Annotated in this window: 25 protein-coding genes, 1 tRNA gene and 1 other RNA gene; 20 read left to right on the top strand and 7 right to left on the bottom strand. The window is 41.1% G+C overall.

Annotated elements, in window-relative coordinates; genetic code table 11:
- Nucleotides 1-10: 10 nt before the first annotated feature.
- The gene (locus CJ239_RS06520) at nucleotides 11-658 is read right to left on the bottom strand and encodes a hemolysin III family protein (RefSeq protein ID WP_102210960.1); all 648 of its coding nucleotides are present in this window, start codon (nucleotides 656-658) and stop codon (nucleotides 11-13) included.
- Complete coding sequence (locus tag CJ239_RS06515; protein ID WP_102210959.1) at nucleotides 655-1,101, bottom strand: DUF1836 domain-containing protein; 447 nt, start codon at nucleotides 1,099-1,101, stop codon at nucleotides 655-657. Before CJ239_RS06515 ends, CJ239_RS06520 begins: the two co-directional genes overlap by 4 nt.
- Before the next feature lie 134 nt (nucleotides 1,102-1,235).
- Here CJ239_RS06515 and CJ239_RS06510 point away from each other — a divergent pair, with 134 nt between their 5' ends.
- From CJ239_RS06510 to trxB, 7 genes are all read left to right on the top strand, one after another.
- Nucleotides 1,236-1,730 carry a GNAT family N-acetyltransferase gene (locus tag CJ239_RS06510; protein ID WP_102210958.1) on the top strand — a complete coding sequence of 165 codons (495 nt, stop codon included), beginning with the start codon at nucleotides 1,236-1,238 and terminating at the stop codon, nucleotides 1,728-1,730.
- On the top strand, nucleotides 1,730-2,248 hold the full coding sequence (locus tag CJ239_RS06505) for a methylated-DNA--[protein]-cysteine S-methyltransferase (RefSeq protein WP_102210957.1): 519 nt from the start codon (nucleotides 1,730-1,732) through the stop codon (nucleotides 2,246-2,248). Before CJ239_RS06510 ends, CJ239_RS06505 begins: the two co-directional genes overlap by 1 nt.
- A 5-nt stretch (nucleotides 2,249-2,253) precedes the next feature.
- Nucleotides 2,254-2,610 carry an arsenate reductase family protein gene (locus tag CJ239_RS06500; protein WP_000889091.1) on the top strand — a complete coding sequence of 119 codons (357 nt, stop codon included), beginning with the start codon at nucleotides 2,254-2,256 and terminating at the stop codon, nucleotides 2,608-2,610.
- 157 nt (nucleotides 2,611-2,767) lie between these two features.
- A complete protein-coding gene (locus tag CJ239_RS06495; protein ID WP_001103449.1) occupies nucleotides 2,768-3,568 on the top strand; it encodes an amino acid ABC transporter permease in 801 nt (266 codons plus the stop codon).
- Nucleotides 3,568-4,311: an amino acid ABC transporter ATP-binding protein gene (locus CJ239_RS06490; protein ID WP_000590965.1), complete on the top strand. Its 744-nt coding sequence runs from the start codon at nucleotides 3,568-3,570 to the stop codon at nucleotides 4,309-4,311. The genes CJ239_RS06495 and CJ239_RS06490 overlap by 1 nt, the downstream gene beginning before the upstream one ends.
- A gap of 77 nt (nucleotides 4,312-4,388) precedes the next feature.
- On the top strand, nucleotides 4,389-4,613 hold the full coding sequence (locus CJ239_RS06485) for a DUF4059 family protein (RefSeq protein WP_180958230.1): 225 nt from the start codon (nucleotides 4,389-4,391) through the stop codon (nucleotides 4,611-4,613).
- Nucleotides 4,614-4,678: 65 nt separating this feature from the next.
- Nucleotides 4,679-5,590, top strand: coding sequence for a thioredoxin-disulfide reductase (gene trxB / locus CJ239_RS06480; RefSeq protein ID WP_102210955.1), 912 nt, complete (start codon nucleotides 4,679-4,681; stop codon nucleotides 5,588-5,590).
- Between the two features lie 28 nt (nucleotides 5,591-5,618).
- Here trxB and CJ239_RS12160 read toward each other — a convergent pair whose 3' ends face one another.
- From CJ239_RS12160 to def, 3 genes are read right to left on the bottom strand one after another with little or no spacing between them, the layout of a single operon-like run.
- Nucleotides 5,619-5,777 carry a hypothetical protein gene (locus CJ239_RS12160; protein ID WP_257994468.1) on the bottom strand — a complete coding sequence of 53 codons (159 nt, stop codon included), beginning with the start codon at nucleotides 5,775-5,777 and terminating at the stop codon, nucleotides 5,619-5,621.
- 47 nt (nucleotides 5,778-5,824) lie between these two features.
- Nucleotides 5,825-6,553, bottom strand: a complete 729-nt coding sequence (gene rlmB / locus CJ239_RS06470; protein ID WP_102210954.1) for a 23S rRNA (guanosine(2251)-2'-O)-methyltransferase RlmB — start codon at nucleotides 6,551-6,553, stop codon at nucleotides 5,825-5,827.
- Nucleotides 6,554-6,597: 44 nt separating this feature from the next.
- Entirely contained in the window at nucleotides 6,598-7,209 is a 612-nt protein-coding gene (gene def, locus CJ239_RS06465; protein ID WP_001272956.1) for a peptide deformylase, read from the bottom strand.
- A gap of 174 nt (nucleotides 7,210-7,383) precedes the next feature.
- Here def and CJ239_RS06460 point away from each other — a divergent pair, with 174 nt between their 5' ends.
- The 4 genes from CJ239_RS06460 (at nucleotide 7,384) to ssrA (ending at nucleotide 10,604) form a co-directional block, all read left to right on the top strand.
- Nucleotides 7,384-8,709, top strand: a complete 1,326-nt coding sequence (locus tag CJ239_RS06460; RefSeq protein WP_102210953.1) for a CapA family protein — start codon at nucleotides 7,384-7,386, stop codon at nucleotides 8,707-8,709.
- A 21-nt stretch (nucleotides 8,710-8,730) separates the two neighbouring features.
- Nucleotides 8,731-9,558 carry an HAD family hydrolase gene (locus CJ239_RS06455; protein ID WP_102210952.1) on the top strand — a complete coding sequence of 276 codons (828 nt, stop codon included), beginning with the start codon at nucleotides 8,731-8,733 and terminating at the stop codon, nucleotides 9,556-9,558.
- Between the two features lies 1 nt (nucleotide 9,559).
- Entirely contained in the window at nucleotides 9,560-10,195 is a 636-nt protein-coding gene (locus tag CJ239_RS06450; protein WP_102210951.1) for an SGNH/GDSL hydrolase family protein, read from the top strand.
- Nucleotides 10,196-10,256: 61 nt separating this feature from the next.
- Nucleotides 10,257-10,604: a transfer-messenger RNA gene (ssrA, locus tag CJ239_RS06445) on the top strand.
- Nucleotides 10,605-10,801: 197 nt separating this feature from the next.
- Here ssrA and CJ239_RS06440 read toward each other — a convergent pair.
- Nucleotides 10,802-10,889 (bottom strand) — tRNA-Ser (locus CJ239_RS06440).
- 162 nt (nucleotides 10,890-11,051) lie between these two features.
- On the opposite strand from CJ239_RS06440, the gene CJ239_RS06435 reads away from it, so the two are divergent.
- The 4 genes from CJ239_RS06435 (at nucleotide 11,052) to CJ239_RS06420 (ending at nucleotide 17,041) form a co-directional block, all read left to right on the top strand.
- Nucleotides 11,052-11,792: a DeoR/GlpR family DNA-binding transcription regulator gene (locus tag CJ239_RS06435; protein WP_102210950.1), complete on the top strand. Its 741-nt coding sequence runs from the start codon at nucleotides 11,052-11,054 to the stop codon at nucleotides 11,790-11,792.
- Complete coding sequence (gene pfkB, locus CJ239_RS06430; protein ID WP_102210949.1) at nucleotides 11,789-12,700, top strand: 1-phosphofructokinase; 912 nt, start codon at nucleotides 11,789-11,791, stop codon at nucleotides 12,698-12,700. The genes CJ239_RS06435 and pfkB overlap by 4 nt, the downstream gene beginning before the upstream one ends.
- Complete coding sequence (locus tag CJ239_RS06425; RefSeq protein WP_102210948.1) at nucleotides 12,697-14,649, top strand: fructose-specific PTS transporter subunit EIIC; 1,953 nt, start codon at nucleotides 12,697-12,699, stop codon at nucleotides 14,647-14,649. Before pfkB ends, CJ239_RS06425 begins: the two co-directional genes overlap by 4 nt.
- Before the next feature lie 88 nt (nucleotides 14,650-14,737).
- Nucleotides 14,738-17,041 (top strand): DNA translocase FtsK, encoded by a 2,304-nt coding sequence (locus CJ239_RS06420; RefSeq protein WP_102210947.1) that lies wholly within the window; start codon nucleotides 14,738-14,740, stop codon nucleotides 17,039-17,041.
- A 43-nt stretch (nucleotides 17,042-17,084) separates the two neighbouring features.
- On the opposite strand, the gene CJ239_RS06415 is transcribed toward CJ239_RS06420, so the two are convergent.
- Nucleotides 17,085-17,513, bottom strand: a complete 429-nt coding sequence (locus CJ239_RS06415) for a DUF6556 family protein (RefSeq protein ID WP_102210946.1) — start codon at nucleotides 17,511-17,513, stop codon at nucleotides 17,085-17,087.
- Nucleotides 17,514-17,674: 161 nt separating this feature from the next.
- Between CJ239_RS06415 and CJ239_RS06410 the strand changes: the two genes are divergently transcribed.
- The 5 genes from CJ239_RS06410 to CJ239_RS06390 all read left to right on the top strand — a co-directional run bounded on the left by CJ239_RS06410 (nucleotide 17,675) and on the right by CJ239_RS06390 (nucleotide 23,631).
- Nucleotides 17,675-19,759: an ATP-binding cassette domain-containing protein gene (locus tag CJ239_RS06410; protein WP_102210945.1), complete on the top strand. Its 2,085-nt coding sequence runs from the start codon at nucleotides 17,675-17,677 to the stop codon at nucleotides 19,757-19,759.
- Between the two features lie 9 nt (nucleotides 19,760-19,768).
- The gene (locus CJ239_RS06405) at nucleotides 19,769-20,146 is read left to right on the top strand and encodes a hypothetical protein (RefSeq protein WP_102210944.1); all 378 of its coding nucleotides are present in this window, start codon (nucleotides 19,769-19,771) and stop codon (nucleotides 20,144-20,146) included.
- 160 nt (nucleotides 20,147-20,306) lie between these two features.
- The gene (locus CJ239_RS06400; RefSeq protein ID WP_102210943.1) at nucleotides 20,307-21,449 is read left to right on the top strand and encodes a cysteine desulfurase family protein; all 1,143 of its coding nucleotides are present in this window, start codon (nucleotides 20,307-20,309) and stop codon (nucleotides 21,447-21,449) included.
- Between the two features lie 8 nt (nucleotides 21,450-21,457).
- Nucleotides 21,458-22,672 (top strand): tRNA uracil 4-sulfurtransferase ThiI, encoded by a 1,215-nt coding sequence (thiI, locus tag CJ239_RS06395; RefSeq protein WP_102210942.1) that lies wholly within the window; start codon nucleotides 21,458-21,460, stop codon nucleotides 22,670-22,672.
- A gap of 134 nt (nucleotides 22,673-22,806) precedes the next feature.
- A complete protein-coding gene (locus CJ239_RS06390; RefSeq protein ID WP_102210941.1) occupies nucleotides 22,807-23,631 on the top strand; it encodes an alpha/beta hydrolase in 825 nt (274 codons plus the stop codon).
- Nucleotide 23,632 lies beyond the last annotated feature (1 nt).

The raw sequence follows: 23,632 nt of genomic DNA, 5'->3' as shown, positions 1-23,632 counted from the left end.
CTCAACTTTTTTACATGTAATAAACAATGGCGATGTATTGGAGGGCAGATGCGGCTAGTATAAAGAGATGCCAAATCATGTGGAAATAAGGTTTTTTCTTGGCGTAAAATCCAGCTCCAACTGTATAAGAAAGTCCGCCAGTTACCATGAGGCTCCAGAAAATTGGTGTTGTTTGACTGATGATGGAAGGAATGATAGCCAGAACCAACCAGCCCATAATTAGGTAAAGAGCAAGGCTAAATTTCTCATTGACTTTTTTAGCAAAGATTTTATAGAGAATACCAAAGATGGTCGTTCCCCATTGGATGGCAATAATCAGATAACCAAACCAGTTATTCATTAAGGTCAAGACGACGGGCGTGTATGAGCCAGCAATGGCAACATAAATCATAGAATGGTCGATGATTCGCAAGACATATTTGTGGGTTGAACCATAGGCCATAGAGTGGTAAATGGTGGATGAGAGAAACATGAGAAAGAGACTAATAACGAAAATGGATACACCGATAGATGATAAAAATCCGTGTGCTTCATAACTATAGGTGGATGAAATAGGCAGTAAGATGAGCATGATGACTGCACCTACTGCGTGGGTCACACTATTAGCAATCTCCTCTCCAAAACTGAGTTGTTTACTGAGTTTAAGACTAGTGTTCATTGGATTACCTCCTCTTGAGTATGATGTATTAAGGCTAGGGTTTGATGATAGAGCTTAACGGTTTGGCAGCTACTTTGGATAATGGGGTTAGCTGGGTCAATTCCTTGATTCATGTAGTTCACAAAAGCATCGTAGAGTTGGTCTGAACTTGCTTGAGTTTGGAGAGTATTAAGTGTCTGAGCTATTTCTTGAATAGAAAATACAGACTTGAGGGTTGTGATAGCAATCAAACGGGCAATCTGTTGGCGTTGGTATTTTTTCTTGTCAGGCTTTGTTAGGTAACCATGTTTGACATAATTGTTGACCATAGATGCTGTCAGGCCCTTGTCTTTATCAGGAGAGATAGGGGCGCAGACCTGATTGACATAGAGCAAAACCTGGTCCAGATAGAGGTCAATGTTTGGAATTTCTGCCCATTTAGGGTAAGAAAAAGTAGTTTTCATTTCCAACTCCTTTTTATCTAGTTTTAATAACTATATTATAAAACAATAAAAACAAAAAGTCAAGTTTTAACTGCTTGTAGAAAGACTTAAATTATGCTATGATGGGAGAAACTAGTCAGAAATGAGGAGAAAAGATGGAGATTCGTTTAGCTTTTCCAAATGAAGTAGATGCCATCATGCAGGTGATGGAGGATGCTAAGAAATGTTTAGCAGAAGCTGGTAGTGACCAGTGGCAAAATGGCTATCCAAATGCTGATATTATTATTGAAGATATTATCTCAGGTCAAGCCTACGTAGCCTTGGAAGAGGGAGAACTACTAGCTTATGCAGCTGTGACCAAGAGTCCAGAGGCAGCCTATGAAGCCATTTATGAAGGAAAATGGCAAGCTGGGGAGTCAGAGTACCTAGTCTTTCACCGTATTGCTGTGGCAGCAGATGTGCAGGGACAGGGGGTGGCTCAAACCTTTTTAGAGGGCTTGATTGAAGGTTTTGATTATCTAGATTTTCGCTCAGATACGCATGTTGCAAACAAGGCTATGCAACATATTTTTGAAAAACTTGGTTTTGAAAAGGTTGGTAAAGTTCCAGTAGACGGGGAACGCTTAGCCTATCAAAAATTAAAAAAATAATGCAAAAGAAGTACGCAAAAATGCTCTATTCTTCGCCGATTGGCTCCCTTTCTCTCGTAGCTGATGATTATCATTTGTATGGCATTTGGGTGCAGGAGCAGAAGCGTTTTGAGAGGGGACTAGGAGATGAAACGATAGAAGCAGTTGTTAGTCATCCTATTTTAGATCCAGTTATTGCTTGCTTAGATGCTTATTTTAAAGGCAAGCCTAAGGATTTATTCGACTTGCCCTTGGCTCCAATCGGAACGGATTTTGAAAAGCGAGTTTGGTCCTATTTACAGGGAATTCCTTATGGTCATACAGTGACCTATGGACAAATAGCCCAAGACCTGCAAGTGGCTTCTGCTCAAGCAATTGGTGGAGCAGTGGGGCGCAATCCTTGGTCTATCCTAGTACCTTGTCATCGTGTGCTAGGAGCTGGCAAGCGTCTAACAGGTTATGCTGCAGGAGTGGAAAAGAAAGCTTGGCTCTTGGAGCATGAAGACGCAGATTTTAAAGATAGAAATAATAGAAAGTGAAAGACATGTTAGAATTTATCGAATACCCAAAATGTTCAACTTGTAAAAAAGCAAAACAAGAATTAAACCAACTCGGTGTGGACTACAAAGCTGTTCACATCGTGGAAGAAACACCTAGTCAAGAAGTCATTTTAAACTGGCTAGAAACCTCAGGATTTGAATTGAAGCAATTTTTTAACACTAGTGGAATCAAATACCGTGAATTAGGGCTGAAAGATAAGGTAGGAAGTCTGTCAAATCAAGAAGCGGCTGAGTTGCTAGCAAGTGATGGTATGTTGTTAAAACGGCCAATTTTAGTAGAAAATGGAACTGTTAAGCAAATCGGTTATCGAAAAGCTTATGAAGAATTGGGATTGAAATAGTTTTTACTTATCTCTTTGATAGATAAAATATATAACCTCTCTGTTTCAAAGTATGATAAACTAGTAGGTAGACAAAGTCTGTATCTGACCGTAGCAAATAATTTCATTGACGGCAGAAGTATGGTAGAATGAATCATTATCAGGAGAGGATGTTTTTATGAATGTTACAACGATTTTAGCATCAGATTGGTACCAAAACTTGATGCAATTGATTCCGGATGGCAAGCTGTTTAGCCTGCGTTCGGTCTTTGATGGAATCCCGAGAATTGTCCAACAACTTCCAACAACGATTATGTTGACAATTGGTGGTGCTCTTTTTGGCTTGGTTTTGGCGCTTCTTTTTGCCATTGTGAAAATCAATCGTGTCAAGATTTTATATCCCTTGCAGGCCTTCTTCGTTAGTTTCTTAAAAGGGACACCGATTTTGGTGCAACTCATGTTGACCTACTACGGGATTCCTTTGGCTTTGAAAGCCCTCAATCAGCAATGGGGTACTGGTCTCAATATCAATGCGATTCCAGCGGCTGCTTTTGCGATTGTAGCCTTTGCTTTCAATGAGGCAGCTTATGCCAGTGAAACCATTCGTGCAGCCATTCTCTCAGTTAATCCTGGTGAGATTGAGGCAGCACGCAGTCTGGGGATGACCCGAGCACAAGTTTATCGTCGCGTGATTATTCCCAATGCGGCCGTTGTGGCGACTCCAACCTTGATCAATTCCCTAATCGGCTTGACCAAGGGAACTTCCCTAGCCTTTAGTGCGGGTGTTGTGGAAGTCTTTGCCCAAGCTCAGATTTTGGGTGGTGCCGATTATCGTTATTTTGAGCGCTTCATCTCCGTTGCCCTTGTTTATTGGGTAGTCAATATCGGAATTGAAAGCCTAGGTCGTTTCATCGAGAGAAAAATGGCTATTTCTGCACCTGATACAGTGCAAACAGATGTGAAAGGAGACCTTCGTTAATGATTAAGATTTCGAATTTAAGCAAATCCTTTTCAGGACAGACTGTCTTGGATCATCTGGACTTGGATATTCAAAAAGGGGAAGTTGTAGCCTTGATTGGTTCTTCAGGAGCTGGAAAATCAACCTTTCTTCGCAGTCTCAATTATCTTGAAACACCTGATAGTGGCTCTATTCAGATTGATGATTTTTCAGTTGATTTTTCTAAAATCACTCAAGAAGAAATCCTTGCCCTACGCCGTAAGCTGTCTATGGTTTTCCAACAGTTTAATTTGTTTGAACGCCGCACAGCACTTGATAATGTGAAAGAAGGCTTGGTTGTGGTTAAAAAATTATCTGACCAAGAAGCAACTAAGATTGCCAAGGAAGAGTTGGCTAAGGTTGGGCTTTCTGATCGTGAAAACCATTATCCTCGTCATTTATCGGGTGGACAGAAGCAACGGGTTGCCCTCGCGCGTGCGCTCGCTATGAAACCAGATGTCTTGCTCTTAGACGAACCAACTTCAGCCCTTGACCCAGAATTGGTTGGTGAAGTAGAGAAGTCCATTGCAGATGCTGCTAAGTCAGGTCAAACCATGATTTTGGTCAGTCATGACATGTCCTTTGTAGCCCAAGTGGCTGATAAGATTCTTTTCCTAGATAAGGGGAAAATCATTGAGTCTGGAACACCAGATGAGATTATCCACCATCCAAAAGAAGAGCGGACAAAAGAATTCTTCGCTAGTTACAAACGGACTTATATTTGATATAATAGATAAAGGAAAACTCAGTTAGCTGGACTAGCTGAGTTTACTCTTTAAAAAAGATAGAAATGAGAGAAATCATGCTACTGCAACTATTTTCTTTATATTTCGAGAGTTTGATCTTGACCACTATCCTCGTCCTGATTTTTTTAGGGATTTGGATTGGACTGAGAGCCATGTCGGGAGTGGATAAGACAGCCAAGGATCGCCAAGCCCATCTCTATGATATGATTATGATTGGGGTCTTGGTTGTTCCAGTATTATCCTTTGCGGTTATGAGTTTAATTCTTGTTTTCAAGGCATAATCCTTGCTTGATTGACAAGAAAGAGTTAGAATAAAGATAGTTACAATAAGAAAGAAGGAATCTATATGTACGATACTATTATTATCGGTGCTGGACCTGCAGGAATGACTGCAGCCTTGTATGCTGCTCGAAGCAATCTGAAAGTTGCTCTCATTGAAGGTGGTCTGCCAGGTGGTCAGATGAATAATACATCGGATATCGAAAATTATCCAGGATATGCTAATATTAGTGGACCAGAATTGGCAGAAAAAATGTTTGAACCGCTTGAAAATCTTGGTGTTGAGCACATTTATGGCTATGTTGAAAATGTAGAAGACCATGGTGATTTTAAGAAAGTGATGACCGATGACCAAGCATATGAAACACGTACAGTTATCGTAGCAACTGGTTCTAAACACCGTCCTTTGGGAGTACCTGGAGAAGAAGAACTGAACAGTCGTGGTGTTTCTTACTGTGCTGTGTGTGATGGTGCTTTCTTCCGTGACCAAGATTTGTTGGTAGTTGGTGGTGGAGATTCAGCTGTTGAAGAAGCCCTCTTCTTGACTCGTTTTGCCAAGACTGTTACCATTGTTCACCGTCGTGACCAACTTCGTGCTCAAAAGGTTTTACAAGACCGCGCTTTTGCGAATGAGAAAATCAGCTTTATCTGGGATTCTGTAGTCAAGGAAATCAAGGGTGAAAACCGAGTAGAATCTGTCGTATTTGAAAATGTGAAAACAGGTCAAGTGACAGAACAATCCTTCGGTGGTGTCTTTATCTATGTTGGTTTGGACCCTCTTAGCGATTTTGTTAAAGAATTGAATATCCAAGATCAGGCAGGCTGGATTGTGACAGATAACCACATGAAAACTGCAGTTGACGGTATCTTTGCGGTTGGAGATGTTCGCTTGAAAGACCTTCGCCAAGTGACAACAGCAGTTGGAGATGGAGCTATCGCTGGTCAAGAAGCTTACAAGTTTATCACCGAACATAGTTAATACACTTCGAAAATCTCTTCAAACCATGTCAGCTTCGCTTTGCCGTATATATGTTACTGACTTCGTCAGTTCTATCCACAACCTCAAAACAGTGTTTTGAGCTGACTTCGTCAGTCTTATCTACAACCTCAAAGCAGTGCTTTGAGCTGTCTACAGCTAGCTTCCTAGTTTGCTCTTTGATTTTCATTGAGTATAATCATAAAAAAGTTTCCAATCAGATGACTGGAAACTTTTTTATAGTCTATTTCGGAAAACTTCGTACATGAGAATGGCTGCAGCAACACTGGCATTAAGGCTTTGAACATGTCCATTCATAGGTATGGTAATCATTTCATCGACCTGTTTTTTGATGTTGCTAGAGATGCCTTTTCCTTCATTTCCGATGATGAGGGCGATTTTCCCTTTTGTATTCCACTTGTGGCAAGGAGTACCATTCATATCCGTTCCAAAGGTCCAGAAGCCTTCATCCTTGAGTTTGTCCAGAGTTTGACTCAGATTGGTTACTCGAGCAATTGGAACGTGCTCAATAGCACCTGTGGCCGTTTTGGCAACGACAGGAGTAACTCCCACAGCACGGTGCTTGGGAATGATGACACCTGAAACATTGGTCGCATCAGCGGTTCGCAAGATTGAACCCAGATTATGGGGATCAGTTAAGCCATCCAGAATCAATAGAAGCGGATTTTCTTCTTGACGTGTTTTGGCAAGGATGTGATCTAGCTCGGTATAGGCAAATTCAGACACTCGTAGAACAAATCCTTGGTGGACAGCACCTTCAGTCATCTCAGAGAGGGATTTTTTTGCAGTCCAAGAAATGGACACCTTCTTTTCTGTAGCCAGTTCCTTGACTTTCTCAACGTTCTTACCTCGGAGATCTTCTTGGAGGTAAAGTTTGTTTCCTGTGTTTGCAAGGAGGGCTTCGGTAACGGCGTGGACGCCATAGACAATATCATTTGTTTTCATGCCTCTATTATAACACAAAACCCCGTCTTGCAACGGGATTTTCTTTATTCTAGAATCAGTAAACCATCTTTAACTGCAAATGGGTCTTTTTCATTGATACGATCGTAAAACATGATTCCGTTGATGTGGTCAATTTCATGCTGAACAACAATGGAATTGTAGCCTTTAAGTTTGATACGGTGTTTTTCACCATCCTTGTCAAAGTAGTCAACAGTAACGCGAGCATGGCGAACAACATAGCCAGGCACGTTGCGGTCAACAGACAGACAACCTTCTCCTTCGCCAAGAGCAGCGTCTTGAACCGAGTGAGAGACGATTTTTGGATTGTACATAATAGCTTGCAAGTCGTAAGCTTCCTGTGGAGTTTCGCCTTCTTCGACAATGTTTGGCACCAAAACAGCGATAATACGTTTTGAGATATCCAACTGGGGAGCAGCAAGTCCAACTCCACCGCGTAGCCCCATCTTTTCAGCCATGACAGGATCTTGGGAATGTTTGAGGAATTGCATCATCTTTTCGCCAAGAATGATTTCCTGATCAGATAGGGGGAAAGTAACTTCCTCAGCAACCGCGCGTAGAGTAGGATTCCCTTCGCGGATAATATCGTTCATATCAATTAAGTGAGCAGCTTTTGTAATACGTTCTATAGCAGACATTTTCTCTCCTTTCATTACTTCTACATGATATCACAAAATGACAAGGATTGAAAGCATTACGGCATCGAGCTTTTATAGAAAATGCCTAGTAGGTTCGATTCAATTGTGAAAGAATTACTTATCTGTGATATAATAAAAAGAAAAGGCTTGCATTAGAAAGCAGGGAGAATGAAGATGCAAAGAAGACAAGATAGAAATCAGCGTGGTTCAGCTTTTCGTTTTATGAGGGGGTTGGTAAACTTTTTTAGGAGTTATCGTAGGTGGAGCAATAAGGGATTTGTGGCGATACTCTTGCTAGCAGTTGCTTTATCAATGGGCTTGGTCTTGTTGTTTGAAAGCTTCCAAGGAATCCCCTTGACCAGTCAAAAAAAGGATACCATTTCTCAAGAAGCTAATAAGACCAATCAAAATACTAAAGATCAGGAAGAGGAAAAAACTGCTAGAATTATGGCCAATGGGGACCTCCTCTATCATATTCCCATCTATCGTTCTGCCTTAAAAGAAGATGGAACCTATGATTTTCATGAAAATTTTGATTATGTGAAACCATGGCTCAAACAAGCAGACCTGATTATAGGTGATTTTGAAGGTACTGTGAATAAGGACCACTATTTGGCAGGTTATCCTCTCTTCAATGCACCTGGTGAAGTCATGGATGCCATCAAGGATGCCGGTTATCAAGTATTAGACTTGGCGCATAACCATATCCTAGATTCACAAATAGAAGGTGTGGTCTCAACAGCAGATGCTATTGAGAAGGCAGGAATGACACCTATTGGAGTGTATACGCATGAGTCGCGTGATCAAGCTCCTCTCGTTATCAAGGAAGTGAACGGTATCAAGGTTGCACTTTTGGCCTATTCTTATGGTTTTAATGGAATTGAGCAAAGTATTTCCCAAGAAGACTATAACCGCTATCTTTCAGATCTAAATGAAGACAAGATGAAGGCTGAAGTTGAACGAGCAGAGAAGGAAGCGGATATTACCATTATCATGCCTCAGATGGGTGTGGAGTATCGCTTGGAACCAACTGAAGAACAAAAGGCTCTTTATCACAAGATGATTGATTGGGGAGCGGATATTATCTTTGGTGGACACCCTCACGTTGTGGAACCATCTGAAACAGTTGAAAAAGATGGGGACAAGAAACTCATCATCTATTCAATGGGGAACTTCATTTCCAATCAACGAATCGAAACTATGCAAGATGAAGAGAATGCTAAGTGGACAGAGCGTGGCGTTCTCATGGATGTGACCATTAAGAAAAAGGCTGGTAAGACGACAATCGAAACTGCTAAAGCACATCCTTCTTGGGTAAACCGTACACCAAAAGGAACCTATTCTCCTGAAGGTTATCCACTCTTCCTTTACCAAACTTATATCTTAGAAGACTTTATCGAGGGTGGCAGTCATCGTGATCAATTAGATGAAGCGACTAAGGAACGAATTGATACAGCCTATAAAGAAATGAACGAACATGTGGGATTGAAGTGGGACTAGCTTGAATCCAGAGGAAAGTAAATGACGATTAAAGTAATTGCGACAGATATGGATGGGACATTGCTGGATGCTAGAGGCCAGCTTGATATCCCACGCTTGGAAAAGATTTTAGATCAATTGGATCAAAGGGGTATTCATTTTGTCATCGCGACGGGCAATGAAATTCACCGCATGAGGCAACTACTGGAGCACTTGGTGGATCGAGTTGTTCTGGTTGTTGCCAATGGCGCTCGTATATTTGAAAACAATGAACTGATTCAGGCTCAGACTTGGGATGATGCTATTGTCGACAAGGCTTTGGCTCATTTCAAGGGGCGAGCGCGTCAGGACCAGTTTGTTGTAACGGGTATGAAGGGTGGTTTTGTCAAAGAAGGTACGATTTTTACAGAACTTGAAAGTTTTATGACTCCAGAAATGATTGAAAAATTTTACCAACGGATGCATTTTGTAGATGAGTTAACATCCGACCTCTTTGGTGGTGTGCTCAAGATGAGTATGGTTGTTGGTGAGGAACGTTTGAGTTCAGTCTTGGAAGAAATCAATGGGCTCTTTGATGGCCGTGTTCGGGCTGTATCCAGTGGCTATGGTTGCATTGATATCCTCCAAGCTGGGATTCATAAAGCATGGGGCTTGGAGGAATTACTCAAGCGCTGGGACTTGAACCCTCACCAAATCATGGCTTTTGGTGACAGTGAAAATGATGTTGAAATGCTTGAAATGGCTGGGATTGCCTATGCGATGGAAAATGCTGATGACAAGGCCAAAGCTGTGGCGACTGCTCTAGCGCCAGCCAACAGCCAAGGAGGAGTTTATCAAGTTTTGGAAAACTGGTTAGAAAAAGGAGAATGAAGTGGCAGTACAGTTATTAGAAAATTGGTTACTAAAGGAACAAGGAAAAATCCAAACCAAGTATCGTCACTTAAATCAAGTTTCTGTTGTAAAACCAGACATTCTCTTTATTGGGGATTCCATTGTCGAATATTATCCTCTGCAGGAGCTATTTGGGACTGCAAAGACGATTGTCAATCGAGGCATTCGAGGTTATCAGACAGGGCTGTTATTAGAGAATCTAGATGCGCATCTTTACGGTGGGGCAGTAGATAAAATTTTTCTTCTGATTGGGACAAATGATATCGGAAAAGATGTGCCCGTGAATGAGGCTCTCAATAACCTCGAAGCTATCATTCAATCCATTGCTCGCGATTATCCACTGACAGAGATTAAATTGCTTTCCATTTTGCCAGTCAATGAGGGAGAGGAGTACAAGCAGACGGTTTATATCCGAACGAATGAAAAGATACAGGAGTGGAATCAAGCCTTTCAAGAACTTGCTTCTGCCTATATGCAGGTGGAATTTGTGCCAGTTTTTGATAGTTTGACAGATCAGGCAGGTCAACTAAAAAAAGAATATACAACTGATGGATTGCATCTCAGTGTTGCTGGTTATCAGGTTTTGACAAAAGCCTTGAAAGACTATCTTTTGTAGTTAATTGCTTTCCTTTTTGCATTTTTGAGTTAGATAAGGTATAATGGTTTTATTGTCTTTTGGGGTCGTTACGGATTCGACAGGCATTATGAGGCATATTTTGCGACTCGTGTGGCGACGTAAACGCTCAGTTAAATATAACTGCAAAAAATAACACTTCTTACGCTCTAGCTGCCTAAAAACCAGCAGGCGTGACCCGATTTGGATTGCTCGTGTTCAATGACAGGTCTTATTATTAGCGAGATACGATCAAGTCTTGTCTAGCGGCTTGATAAGAGATTGATAGACTCGCAGTTTCTAGGCTTGAGTTATGTGTCGAGGAACTGTTAAACTAATACATAACCTATGGTTGTAGACAAATATGTTGGCAGGTGTTTGGACGTGGGTTCGACTCCCACCGGCTCCATTATTCCTTGGCATTCCTTGGTAAAACGTTGTTAAATCAACGTTTTTTATTTTTGTCTTTGGTATTCCTTGGTATTCTTTTGCAGAAAAAGGATACAACAAAGGAGTCGCAAACAGACCCTAAAGCAGACCCTCTTTTTTAAAAAGGGATAAAAAAGGATACAACATTTGTTGCATCCTAGAAATAATTTTTCTTTTCTACGGAAGACATGGGATTCGAACCCACGCACGCTGTTACACGCCTACCGCGTTTCCAACACGGCCTCTTAAGCCTCTTGAGTAATCTTCCAATACTTACTAAAATAGTCTACCATAAAGGCTCTTATCTTGCAATAAAAATTCTGGAAATAAGAAAAAATGATAGATTTTGAAAGAAAATGACAAAAAGTGCTTGACTTTGAAAGAAAGTGTGATAGAATGAATAGTGTAAACGATAACAGGAGGTGGTTCGGTGTTAAAAACAGAGCGGAAGCAACTGATTTTAGAGGAGCTAAATCAACACCATGTAGTTTCTCTAGAAAAATTAGTTAGTTTGCTAGAAACGTCAGAATCAACGGTTCGAAGAGACTTGGATGAGTTGGAAGCAGAAAACAAGCTTCGTCGCGTGCATGGTGGAGCAGAATTACCCCACTCCTTGCAGGAAGAAGAAACCATTCAAGAAAAATCTGTCAAAAACCTTCAAGAGAAGAGGTTGCTGGCTCAGAAAGCAGCCTCTCTCATCAAGGAACAAGATGTCATCTTTATCGATGCTGGAACAACTACAGCCTTTTTGATTCATGAATTGGTTAATAAGAATGTTACAGTCGTGACCAACTCCATTCACCATGCAGCACAGTTGGTTGAAAAGCAGATTCCAACGGTCATGGTTGGAGGAAGTGTCAAGATGGCGACAGATGCGAGCATCGGGGGCGTTGCTCTTAACCAGATTAACCAATTGCACTTTGATCGTGCCTTTATCGGGATGAATGGTGTGGACGATGGTTATTATACGACTCCTGATATGGAGGAGGGAGCTGTGAAGCGAGCCATTTTGGAGAATGCTAAACAGACTTATGTCTTGGTGGATTCGTCAAAAATTGGACAAACTTGCTTTGCCAAGGTAGCACCACTCAAACGAGCTATTGTTATCACAAGTCAAGGGCATGAGCTCTTGCAGGCTATTAAGGAGAAAACGGAGGTAATTGAAGTATGATTTATACAGTCACACTCAATCCATCCATTGACTATATTGTTCGTTTGGACCAAGTCCAAGTCGGTAGTGTCAATCGTATGGACAGTGATGATAAGTTTGCTGGTGGGAAAGGAATCAATGTCAGTCGTGTCTTGAAACGTTTGGATATTCCAAATACTGCGACGGGATTTATCGGAGGCTTTACCGGTAAATTTATCACAGATACTCTGGCTGATGAAGAAATCGAGACACGTTTTGTTCAAGTGGCAGAGGATACTCGCATCAATGTCAAGATTAAAGCAGACCAAGAAACAGAAATCAACGGAACGGGGCCAAATGTCGAACCAGCCCAGTTAGAAGAATTGAAAGCTATTTTATCTAGTCTGACAGCAGAAGATACAGTTGTCTTTGCTGGTTCAAGTGCTAAAAATCTAGGCAATGTCATCTACAAGGATTTGATTGCCTTGACACGTCAGACGGGTGCGCAAGTGGTTTGTGACTTTGAAGGACAGACCTTGATTGATAGTTTGGACTACCAGCCGCTTTTGGTCAAACCAAACAATCATGAACTGGGAGCGATCTTTGGGGTTAAACTCGAAAGTTTAGATGAAATCGAGAAATATGCTCGTGAGTTACTGACTAAAGGTGCCCAAAACGTTATTATCTCTATGGCTGGTGACGGTGCCCTTCTTGTCACATCTGAGGGATCTTACTTCGCAAAACCTATCAAGGGAACAGTCAAAAATTCAGTGGGAGCTGGTGACTCTATGGTTGCTGGATTTACCGGTGAATTTGTCAAATCAAAAGATGCAGTAGAAGCCTTCAAATGGGGAGTGGCTTGCGGAACGGCAACTACCTTCTCGGATGACTTGGCAACAGCGGAATTTATTAAAGAAACATATGAAAAAGTTGAGGTAGAAAAACGATGAAAATTCAAGACCTATTGAGAAAAGAAGTCATGTTGCTGGATTTGCAGGCAACTGAAAAAACTGCTGTCATCGAAGAGATGATTAAAAGTTTGGTAGATCACGGTTATGTGACGGATTTTGAAACTTTTAAAGAAGGAATTTTGGCGCGTGAATCTTTGACTTCTACAGGTTTGGGTGATGGTATAGCAATGCCTCACAGCAAAAATTCTGCTGTAAAAGAAGCGACTGTTCTCTTTGCTAAGTCAAATAAGGGTGTTGACTATGAGAGCTTGGATGGGCAACCAACAGACCTCTTCTTCATGATTGCGGCTCCAGAAGGTGCCAATGACACTCACTTGGCAGCCTTGGCAGAATTGTCCCAATATTTGATGAAAGACGGTTTTGCTGACAAGCTTCGTCAAGCAACATCAGCTGACCAAGTTATTGAACTTTTTGACCAAGCTTCAGAAAAAGCTGGGGAGCCTGTTCAAGCGCCTGCCAATGAATCTGGCGACTTTATTGTAGCTGTTACAGCTTGTACAACAGGAATCGCCCATACTTACATGGCCCAAGAAGCCCTTCAAAAAGTGGCTGCTGAAATGGGGGTTGGAATCAAGGTTGAAACAAACGGAGCTAGCGGTGTTGGAAACCAACTAACTGCTGAGGATATCCGCAAGGCTAAAGCCGTTATCATCGCTGCAGACAAGGCTGTTGAAATGAATCGTTTCGATGGCAAACCATTGATCAATCGTCCAGTTGCTGACGGTATCCGTAAGACAGAAGAGTTAATTAACTTGGCTCTTTCAGGAGATGCTGAAGTCTACCGTGCCGCTAATGGTGCAAAAACTGCAACAGCCTCTAACGAAAAACAAAGCCTTGGTGGTGCCTTCTACAAACACTTGATGAGTGGTGTTTCTCAAATGTTGCCATTCGTTATCGGTGGTGGTATCATGATTGCCCTTGCCTTCTTGATTGATGGTGCTTTGGGTGTTCCAAATGAAAAACTTGGTAATCTTGGTTCCTACCATGAACTAGCTTCTATGTTCATGAAAATTGGTGGAGCTGCCTTTGGTTTGATGCTTCCAGTCTTTGCAGGTTATGTTGCCTACTCTATCGCTGAAAAACCAGGTTTGGTAGCTGGTTTCGTGGCTGGCGCTATTGCCAAAGAAGGTTTTGCCTTTGGTAAAATCCCTTATGCAGCAGGTGGTGAAGCAACTTCAACTCTTGCAGGTGTCTCATCTGGTTTCCTAGGTGCCCTTGTTGGTGGATTTATCGCAGGTGCCTTGGTTCTTGCTATCAAGAAATACGTTAAAGTTCCTCGTTCACTTGAAGGTGCTAAATCAATTCTTCTCTTGCCACTTCTTGGGACAATCTTGACTGGATTTGTTATGCTAGCTGTTAACATCCCAATGGCAGCAATCAACACTGCTATGAATGACTTCCTAGGTGGTCTTGGAGGAGGTTCAGCTGTTCTTCTTGGTATTGTCCTTGGTGGAATGATGGCTGTTGACATGGGTGGACCAGTCAATAAAGCGGCTTATGTCTTTGGTACAGGTACGCTTGCAGCAACTGTTTCTTCAGGTGGTTCTGTAGCCATGGCAGCAGTTATGGCTGGAGGAATGGTGCCACCACTTGCCATCTTTGTCGCAACTCTTCTTTTCAAAGATAAATTTACTAAGGAAGAACGCAATTCTGGTTTGACAAATATCATCATGGGCTTATCATTTATTACTGAGGGAGCGATTCCATTTGGTGCAGCTGACCCAGCTCGTGCGATTCCAAGTTTCATTCTTGGTTCAGCAGTAGCAGGTGGCCTCGTTGGTCTTACTGGTATCAAACTCATGGCGCCACACGGAGGAATCTTCGTTATCGCCCTTACTTCAAATGCTCTCCTTTACCTAGTTTCTGTCTTGGTAGGAGCAATCGTAAGTGGTGTGGTCTATGGTTACCTACGCAAATCTCAAGCATAAAACTTAGATACAAAATGAAAAGATTGGACCGTTTGGTGCAGTCTTTTTATCTTTCCGAAATGCCTGTGAAATATGGTATAATAGATGAATGGCAAACAAGAATACAAGTAAAACAAGACGGAGACCGTCTAAAGCAGAACTCGAAAGAAAAGAAGCGATTCAACGAATGTTGATTTCGTTGGGAATCGCACTTTTATTGATTTTCGCAGCCTTCAAATTAGGGGCTGCAGGTATAACCCTTTACAATCTAATTCGCTTGCTGGTGGGTAGCTTAGCTTATCTAGCAATATTTGGCATCCTACTCTATCTTTTCTTTTTCAAGTGGATCCAAAAACAGGAAGGGCTCCTATCTGGCTTTTTCGCCATATTTGCAGGTTTGCTCTTGATTTTTGAGGCCTACTTAGTTTGGAAATATGGTTTGGATAAGTCGGTACTAAAAGGGACTATGGCTCAGGTTGTGACGGATTTAACAGGCTTTCGAACGACCAGCTTTGCTGGAGGGGGCTTGATTGGAGTCGCTCTTTATATGCCAACCGCCTTTCTCTTCTCCAATATCGGGACTTACTTTATTGGTTCTATCTTGATTTTAGTGGGTTCCCTCCTAGTAAGCCCTTGGTCTGTTTACGATATTGCTGAATTCTTCAGTAGAGGATTTGCCAAATGGAGAGAAGGGCATGAGCATCGAAAAGAGGAACGCTTTGTCAAACAAGAAGAAAAAGCTCGCCAAAAGGCTGAGGAAGAGGCTAGATTAGAGCAAGAAGAGGCTGAAAAAGCCTTACTTGATTTGCCTCCTGTTGATATGGAAACGGGTGAAATTCTCACTGATGATGTTATGCTTGACGTTCCACCTGCTCCAGAAGAGAACTGGGTGGAACCAGAAATCATCCTACCTCAAGCTGAACATGAATTCGCTGAACAGGAAGAGGGCTCTGATGATGAAGATGTTCAGGTCGATTTTTCAGCCAAGGAAGCCCTTGAATACAAACTTCCAAGCTTACAACTCTTTGCCCCAGATAAACCAAAGGACCAGTCTAAAGAGAAGAAAATTGTCCGAGAAAATATCAAAATCCTAGAAGAAACCTTTGCTAGCTTTGGTATCAAGGTAACAGTTGAACGGGCTGAAATTGGGCCATCAGTGACAAAGTATGAAGTTAAGCCAGCCGTGGGTGTACGGGTCAACCGCATTTCCAATCTGGCAGATGACCTTGCTCTAGCCTTGGCTGCCAAGGATGTCCGGATTGAAGCTCCAATCCCAGGGAAATCTCTCGTTGGAATCGAGGTTCCTAACTCTGAAATTGCCACTGTGTCCTTCCGCGAACTATGGGAACAATCTCAAACAAAAGCAGAAAATCTATTGGAAATTCCTCTAGGAAAGGCGGTTAATGGCACCGCAAGAGCTTTTGACCTTTCTAAAATGCCCCACTTGCTCGTCGCAGGTTCAACAGGTTCAGGGAAGTCGGTAGCAGTTAACGGTATTATCGCTAGCATTCTAATGAAGGCGAGACCCGATCAAGTTAAATTTATGATGGTCGACCCCAAGATGGTTGAGTTATCTGTTTACAATGATATTCCTCACCTCTTGATTCCAGTTGTGACCAATCCACGCAAGGCCAGCAAGGCCCTGCAAAAGGTTGTGGATGAAATGGAAAACCGTTATGAACTTTTTGCCAAGGTGGGGGTTCGGAATATTGCAGGTTTTAACGCCAAGGTAGAAGAGTTCAATGCCCAGTCTGAATATAAGCAGATTCCACTGCCACTCATTGTTGTGATTGTGGATGAGTTGGCTGACCTCATGATGGTAGCCAGCAAGGAAGTAGAAGATGCCATTATCCGTCTTGGACAGAAGGCGCGTGCTGCTGGTATCCACATGATTCTTGCAACCCAGCGCCCATCTGTTGACGTCATCTCTGGTTTGATTAAGGCTAATGTCCCATCTCGTGTCGCTTTCGCAGTTTCATCAGGGACAGATTCCCGTACGATTTTGGATGAAAATGGAGCTGAAAAACTGCTTGGTCGAGGTGACATGCTCTTTAAACCGATTGATGAAAACCACCCAGTTCGTCTCCAAGGCTCCTTTATCTCGGATGATGATGTTGAGCGCATTGTAAACTTCATCAAGGCTCAGGCAGATGCGGACTATGATGAGAGTTTTGATCCAGGAGAAGTTTCCGAAAATGAAGGAGAATTTTCAGATGGTGAATCTGGTGGTGATCCGCTCTTTGAAGAAGCCAAGGCTCTAGTCATTGAGACCCAGAAAGCCAGCGCATCCATGATTCAGCGTCGTTTATCAGTTGGATTTAACCGTGCGACCCGCCTCATGGAAGAACTTGAGATGGCAGGTGTCATTGGTCCAGCTGAAGGTACCAAACCAAGAAAAGTATTACAACAATAAAAAATAGCTTCTTTCCAAATTTGGAGGGAAGCTATTTTACTGGCTATTGATTGCTTTTATTTTCTGAAGTTGGAGTATTGGGACGTTTTTCATTTTCAGTAGTAGGTTTACTTGGAGCAGGAGTAGTAGAGTTTTGAGTTGCTGTTTTCTGCTCATCTTTTTTTTCTTCCTTGACACTAGATTGTGGTGTTTCTTCTTTCTGTGTTTTTTCTTGAGAAGTGTTATTTTCCTTGTTAGGACTAGTGTTTTCTTGAGGTGATTCCTTTTGAATTTCTTTGACAATTGTTGTCGTCTGGCTTGTCGTAGGTTCTTTTTTAGTATTTTTGTTATTATCCAAGGCGTTCATGATCGTGATAGTCGCAGTAATCAAGCCAAGGATACTACCGATAGTAGCAACGATTTTTTGAAAGACCGTAAATCCTTTTTTAATGTGTTCTGTTTTTGGTTTTGAAGTTCTACGATAATTAGACATACATTCTCTCCTTTGATTAAAATTTATTATACCTCATTTCTTTAAAAAAATCTTAAAAAAAGAGGAGATTTTTCTACACGAACTTCAGTAATTAGTCGAAATAAAATATGACTTATGATAGAATAAAATAAAGAAAGCGATTTCAAAAAGGAGGGCGTTATATGTTCGAAATTAGAAATTTGAGTCTCTCTTTTGCAGGCAGGCGGTTGCTAGAGCCAACAGATTTGATATTTGAAAGGGGAAAAGTATATACAATATATGGGAAGTCAGGCGTAGGAAAGTCTTCTTTACTGAATAAAATTGGTTTGCTCTCTGCTACGGACCCTAGTGTTTCTTATTTCTTCGATGGAAAAGAGATTGATATCGAAAATAAGAAATCAGTCTCTGTCTTTATAGCTGAAGAAGTGGCCTTTGTATTTCAGGGGCGAAATCTAATAAATGATTTGACCGTATTTGAAAATTTAAGACTAGCTTTAAACTTTTATGACTTGAGTCCAGATGAAATAGAAAGCAAAATTGATACAGTATTGGCGGATTTGCAGATTTCTTCTTTAAAGCATGCTTATCCAGAAGATTTATCCGGTGGTGAAGAACAACGAGTGGCAATCGCAAGAGCCTTAGTTACAGGAAAGACTCTCATCTTAGCTGATGAACCAACAAGTTCTTTGGATAAAGAAAATAGAGAAAAAGTCTCCGCCTTGTTAATTGATTTAGCTCACAAATATCATAAAATTGTATTGATTGTTTCGCATGATGAGGCGATGATTGCAATAGGAGATGTTCAGCTTCATTTTAAAGACCATAAATTAGTTGGGAATTGTCTTATTTTGAATTCTGATGAAGGGATAAAGGATTCTAAGAAGTGGTTCTCCTGTTTGTCGTCTTCTCATACGAAGCTATCCGTTTTGAAACATAGAAGGCCTTTTTTACCTAGATTATTAGCGTTTTTTATCGCTCTTGTAGTTGCTATAGCAGTAACTTCTATTAACTTTCAGTCCTTATTTGCAGATAAGTATCACCAACTGGTGAACAACTCACTCGAAAATGGCTTCTTGGTGATTAATGATTCGCTCCATTTACAAACTACAAAAGTGTTGGATGATTTTCTCAGTTTTGATAAGGAGGAAATCACCTCAATTAGCACAAGTCAGAATATTCAAACCGTCAAGCCTTATATGGAGTTTCTCTCTTTGGGTATGACGTTTGATAATTCAAAAGACTATTCACAACTTCAAAAGAACTTTCAGCCAACTTTGACTATTGATGGTCAGACCAGAAACTTGACAAGAAATTTTTCAATTCAACCCTTGTATCAGACAAATACAACACAGAGGCAGATAGAGTATTTTGATAGGAGCAATGAAAAAGGGATTTATCTATCTGAGCAATTCATTTCAGATGAAAAATTACCGAATATAGTTTCGGGAACTACCGTGACACTGACTTTTTATATTCCAATTTCTTTATATGAATCAAGTATAGAGAAAGAGGGGAATATATTGAAAGGAGATGGCGATTTATTTGTCAAAGTGGATAAAACATATCCTGTTTTAGGGATTGTTAAAAAAAGTTATCCGTTTGAATATTCCCCTTATGGGAACACCCTATTTATGAATATTGCTGAAATGGAAGAATTGCAAAATGAAGCAATTCAACAGCATCCCATGACGAAGATGGCTTTAGATGGTTTTCCTTTGAAATCATGGATGCCGAGTGCGATTCATGTGTTACTAAAGGATAGCGGTGCTATTCCTGAAGAATTGAGTAGAATAAGAGCAATCTCTTCACAAATTACTATTTTATCATCATATGAAAACTACGAAGAATTTAATAAAGGACTCACCTATATCAGGCAATTTTTAATGTTGCTATCCCTAGTCTTACTCATCCTTGTCATCGCAGTATTGTCCTTTGTTTTCTTTTTGCTCAATCGTCCTCGACGCTTTGAAGTAGGGATTTTAAAATCTTTGGGATACAGTACTCAAAATATTGTTTGGCTTTTCTTAAAAGAATTAATTGGTTATGGTAAAACGATTTCGATATTAGCAAGTTGTTTACTCGTCATTCTTTCCATTTTAGCAATGCAAGTGCTTAAATTGGAAATTTCAGATGTTTTTAAATTCTATCTAACTTCCGTTTTCACCTTAATTGGATTATCAGTCTCAGTACTGATAATAAGTGGCTTACTACCTATATACACAACTTGTAGGCAAACAGTTGTCGATACTATCCGAAAGAATGGATGAGGTGATATCATGAAACATAAGATAATGAAGAAAATAATAGTGGTAGTGTTTGCTATCCCATGGTTAACATTTTTAAGTCAAGTACATGCAGATTATGTAAGTAAGTCTAGTTCTTTAGACGGTTATAGCTTGGTAGGCTTGAATGTTCTTAATGTGACTTTTAATGCTTCTGGCTATTCTGATACTTATAGTGGCAGTGTGTCAAATATGTATTTCACTGACTGGGCTTGGTTTCCTAATACGATAAGTAATCGTACCACTTGGAAAAGTTCGATTCCATATGGTCAACGCGCAAATGGTACAGTCCATATAGGTGTAGGAGTAAATTCGCCTTGGGGAGCGGTTAATCTCTGGGGCGGACAAAATTACTTTTCTTTAGATTTTTAACAGAAATAATCAAAGTTAGATAGAATGAATAAGAATTCTCTTGATGATGGTATCAAGAGTATTTTATGTTATTCAGATTAATACAAACATTGCCCTTTCTTGTCGCAAGCTCCGTTTCATGATACAATAGAAGGAGTGATTTTAGAAAGCGTGAGAAAACATGATTTACTTTGATAATTCGGCAACAACCAAGCCCTATCCTGAAGCCCTTGAAACCTATATGCAGGTCGCTTCAAAAATTTTAGGAAATCCATCTAGTCTCCATCGTTTGGGAGACCAGGCAACACGAATCTTAGATGCTTCTCGCCAACAGATTGCAGATTTAATCGGTAAGAAAAGCGATGAAATCTTCTTTACTTCTGGTGGAACAGAAGGGGATAACTGGGTCATCAAGGGTGTGGCCTTTGAAAAAGCCCAGTTTGGCAAGCACATCATCGTATCAGCCATTGAACATCCAGCAGTCAAAGAATCAGCTCTTTGGTTGAAAAGTCAAGGATTTGAAGTGGATTTTGCTCCAGTTGATGAGGAAGGATTTGTTGATGTTGAGGCGCTAGCAGATTTGATACGACTTGATACAATCCTAATTTCTGTCATGGCAGTTAACAATGAAATCGGCTCTATCCAACCTATTGAGGCTATTTCAGAACTCTTGGCAGACAAGCCGACAATTTCCTTCCACGTGGATGCGGTTCAAGCACTTGCCAAGATTCCAACTGAAAAGTATTTGACAGAACGAGTGGATTTTGCGACCTTCTCGAGTCATAAATTTCATGGTGTTAGGGGTGTTGGATTTGTCTATATCAAGTCTGGCAAGAAGATTACGCCTCTTTTAACAGGTGGTGGTCAGGAGCGAGATTATCGTTCGACAACTGAAAATGTGGCAGGGATTGCAGCGACAGCCAAGGCTCTCCGTTTATCTATGGAAAAGCTAGATATCTTTACTAGTAAGACTGGGCAGATGAAGGCAGTGATTCGTCAAGCACTTCTTGACTATCCAGATATTTTTGTCTTTTCAGATGAGGAAGACTTTGCCCCTCATATTCTGACTTTTGGAATCAAGGGTGTTCGTGGTGAAGTCATCGTTCACGCCTTTGAAGACTATGATATTTTCATCTCAACGACCTCTGCTTGTTCGTCCAAGGCTGGGAAACCTGCAGGAACTCTGATTGCCATGGGAGTGGACAAGGACAAGGCCCAGTCAGCTGTGCGTCTTAGCCTAGACCTTGAAAATGATATGAGTCAGGTCGAGCAGTTTTTGACCAAGCTAAAATTAATTTATAATCAAACTAGAAAAGTAAGGTAGGAGCATTTATGCAGTATTCAGAAATTATGATTCGCTATGGAGAATTGTCAACCAAACACAAAAATCGTATGCGCTTCATCAATAAACTTCGTAATAATATTTCAGACGTTTTGTCTATCTATCCCCAAGTTAAGGTAACCGCAGATCGCGACCGTGCCCACGCTTACCTCAATGGAGCTGATTACACCGCAGTAGCAGAATCCCTCAAGCAAGTCTTTGGAATTCAAAACTTCTCTCCCGTTTATAAAGTCGAAAAGTCTGTGGAAGTTCTTAAGTCTGCTGTCCAAGAGATTATGAAAGAAACTTACAAGGAAGGGATGACCTTTAAAATCACTGGTAAGCGTAGCGACCACACCTTTGAATTGGATAGTCGTGAACTCAATCAAACTCTTGGTAGTGCTGTTTTCAAGGCTATTCCAAACGTGAAAGCTCAGATGAAAAATCCAGATATTAATCTTCAGGTTGAGATTCGTGAGGAAGCGGCTTATATTTCCTATGAAACTTTTCGTGGAGCAGGAGGATTACCTGTGGGAAGTTCTGGTAAAGGCATGCTCATGTTGTCAGGAGGAATTGATTCACCTGTGGCGGGTTATCTAGCTCTTAAACGAGGGGTAGATATTGAGGCCGTTCACTTTGCCAGCCCACCATATACTAGTCCTGGTGCTCTTAAAAAAGCCCAAGATTTGACCCGTAAATTGACCAAGTTTGGGGGCAATATCCAGTTTATCGAAGTACCTTTCACAGAGATTCAAGAGAAAATCAAGGCTAAAGCGCCAGAAGCCTACCTCATGACCTTGACACGCCGTTTTATGATGCGGATTACCGATCGTATTCGTGAGGTACGAAATGGTTTGGTTATCATCAATGGGGAAAGTCTTGGTCAAGTAGCTAGCCAGACCCTGGAAAGCATGCAGACTATCAACGCTGTGACTAGCACTCCAGTCATTCGTCCCGTGGTTACTATGGATAAGTTGGAAATCATTGACATCGCCCAAGCAATCGATACCTTTGATATTTCTATCCAGCCTTTTGAAGACTGCTGTACGATTTTTGCACCTGACCGTCCTAAGACCAATCCTAAGATTAAAAATGCAGAGCAGTATGAAAAACGGATGGATGTTAAGGGCTTAGTTGAGCGAGCAGTAGCTGGAATCATGATTACTGAAATTACACCTCAAGTTGAAAAAGATGAAGTGGATGACTTGATTGATAATTTGCTCTAATCAGAAAATCCAGAAGAATTTAGAAAAATAAATGAAAAAGTTAGTTTTTAATCCAAAATGGAAGCAAAGCTAACTTTTTTTCTATAATTGTGATATAATGAGATAAAATTTTGAATATAGAGAGTTTTCTGACAATGAATCAATCCTACTTTTATTTAAAAATGAAAGAACACAAACTCAAGGTTCCTTACACTGGTAAGGAGCGCCGTGTACGTGTTCTTCTTCCTAAAGATTATGAGAAAGACACGGATCGTTCCTATCCTGTGGTTTACTTTCATGACGGGCAAAATGTCTTTTATAGTAAAGAATCTTTCATTGGTCACTCGTGGAAGATTATCCCAACCATCAAGCGTAATCCTGATATCAGTCGTATGATTGTCGTTGCCATTGACAATGATGGCATGGGGCGGATGAATGAGTATGCGGCTTGGAAATTCCAAGAATCTCCTATTCCTGGGCAGCAGTTTGGCGGTAAAGGTGTGGAGTACGCCGAGTTTGTCATGGAGGTGGTCAAGCCTTTTATCGATGAGACCTACCGTACAAAAGCTGATCGCCAGCATACAGCCATGCTTGGTTCCTCACTAGGAGGCAATATTACCCAGTTTATCGGTTTGGAATACCAAGACCAAATTGGTTGTCTAGGGGTCTTTTCATCTGCCAACTGGCTTCACCAAGACGCCTTTAACCGCTATATCGATCGGAAGAAACTGTCTCCTGACCAGCGTATCTTTATCTATGTAGGAACAGAAGAAGCAGATGATACGGACAAGACCCTGATGGCTGGTAATATCAAGCAAGCCTATATCGACTCGTCGCTTCTCTATTACCATGATTTGATAGCAGGGGGAGTTCATCTGGATAATCTTATCTTGAAAGTTCAGTCTGGTGCCATCCATAGTGAAATACCTTGGTCAGAAAATCTACCCGATTGTTTGAGATTTTTTGCAGAAAACTGGTAAA

The sequence above is a fragment of the Streptococcus sp. UMB0029 genome, from assembly GCF_002871495.1.
GTDB lineage: Bacteria > Bacillota > Bacilli > Lactobacillales > Streptococcaceae > Streptococcus.
Note: the sequence above shows the minus strand (reverse complement) of the source record. Positions and strands in the feature narration are given on the sequence as shown.

What these genes read in the sequence shown, in the direction of transcription:
- def (WP_001272956.1), bottom strand. Translation starts at nt 7,209, where the DNA reads ATGTCTGCTATAGAACGTATTACAAAAGCTGCTCACTTAATTGATATG.
- CJ239_RS06460 (WP_102210953.1), top strand. Translation starts at nt 7,384, where the DNA reads ATGCAAAGAAGACAAGATAGAAATCAGCGTGGTTCAGCTTTTCGTTTT.
- CJ239_RS06425 (WP_102210948.1), top strand. Translation starts at nt 12,697, where the DNA reads ATGAAAATTCAAGACCTATTGAGAAAAGAAGTCATGTTGCTGGATTTG.
- CJ239_RS06490 (WP_000590965.1), top strand. Translation starts at nt 3,568, where the DNA reads ATGATTAAGATTTCGAATTTAAGCAAATCCTTTTCAGGACAGACTGTC.
- CJ239_RS06495 (WP_001103449.1), top strand. Translation starts at nt 2,768, where the DNA reads ATGAATGTTACAACGATTTTAGCATCAGATTGGTACCAAAACTTGATG.
- CJ239_RS06500 (WP_000889091.1), top strand. Translation starts at nt 2,254, where the DNA reads ATGTTAGAATTTATCGAATACCCAAAATGTTCAACTTGTAAAAAAGCA.
- CJ239_RS06485 (WP_180958230.1), top strand. Translation starts at nt 4,389, where the DNA reads ATGCTACTGCAACTATTTTCTTTATATTTCGAGAGTTTGATCTTGACC.
- CJ239_RS06455 (WP_102210952.1), top strand. Translation starts at nt 8,731, where the DNA reads ATGACGATTAAAGTAATTGCGACAGATATGGATGGGACATTGCTGGAT.
- CJ239_RS06505 (WP_102210957.1), top strand. Translation starts at nt 1,730, where the DNA reads ATGCAAAAGAAGTACGCAAAAATGCTCTATTCTTCGCCGATTGGCTCC.
- CJ239_RS06405 (WP_102210944.1), top strand. Translation starts at nt 19,769, where the DNA reads ATGAAACATAAGATAATGAAGAAAATAATAGTGGTAGTGTTTGCTATC.
- CJ239_RS06420 (WP_102210947.1), top strand. Translation starts at nt 14,738, where the DNA reads ATGGCAAACAAGAATACAAGTAAAACAAGACGGAGACCGTCTAAAGCA.
- CJ239_RS06400 (WP_102210943.1), top strand. Translation starts at nt 20,307, where the DNA reads ATGATTTACTTTGATAATTCGGCAACAACCAAGCCCTATCCTGAAGCC.
- CJ239_RS12160 (WP_257994468.1), bottom strand. Translation starts at nt 5,777, where the DNA reads ATGAAAATCAAAGAGCAAACTAGGAAGCTAGCTGTAGACAGCTCAAAG.
- CJ239_RS06410 (WP_102210945.1), top strand. Translation starts at nt 17,675, where the DNA reads ATGTTCGAAATTAGAAATTTGAGTCTCTCTTTTGCAGGCAGGCGGTTG.
- pfkB (WP_102210949.1), top strand. Translation starts at nt 11,789, where the DNA reads ATGATTTATACAGTCACACTCAATCCATCCATTGACTATATTGTTCGT.
- CJ239_RS06415 (WP_102210946.1), bottom strand. Translation starts at nt 17,513, where the DNA reads ATGTCTAATTATCGTAGAACTTCAAAACCAAAAACAGAACACATTAAA.
- CJ239_RS06515 (WP_102210959.1), bottom strand. Translation starts at nt 1,101, where the DNA reads ATGAAAACTACTTTTTCTTACCCTAAATGGGCAGAAATTCCAAACATT.
- CJ239_RS06520 (WP_102210960.1), bottom strand. Translation starts at nt 658, where the DNA reads ATGAACACTAGTCTTAAACTCAGTAAACAACTCAGTTTTGGAGAGGAG.
- CJ239_RS06390 (WP_102210941.1), top strand. Translation starts at nt 22,807, where the DNA reads ATGAATCAATCCTACTTTTATTTAAAAATGAAAGAACACAAACTCAAG.
- trxB (WP_102210955.1), top strand. Translation starts at nt 4,679, where the DNA reads ATGTACGATACTATTATTATCGGTGCTGGACCTGCAGGAATGACTGCA.
- thiI (WP_102210942.1), top strand. Translation starts at nt 21,458, where the DNA reads ATGCAGTATTCAGAAATTATGATTCGCTATGGAGAATTGTCAACCAAA.
- CJ239_RS06510 (WP_102210958.1), top strand. Translation starts at nt 1,236, where the DNA reads ATGGAGATTCGTTTAGCTTTTCCAAATGAAGTAGATGCCATCATGCAG.
- rlmB (WP_102210954.1), bottom strand. Translation starts at nt 6,553, where the DNA reads ATGAAAACAAATGATATTGTCTATGGCGTCCACGCCGTTACCGAAGCC.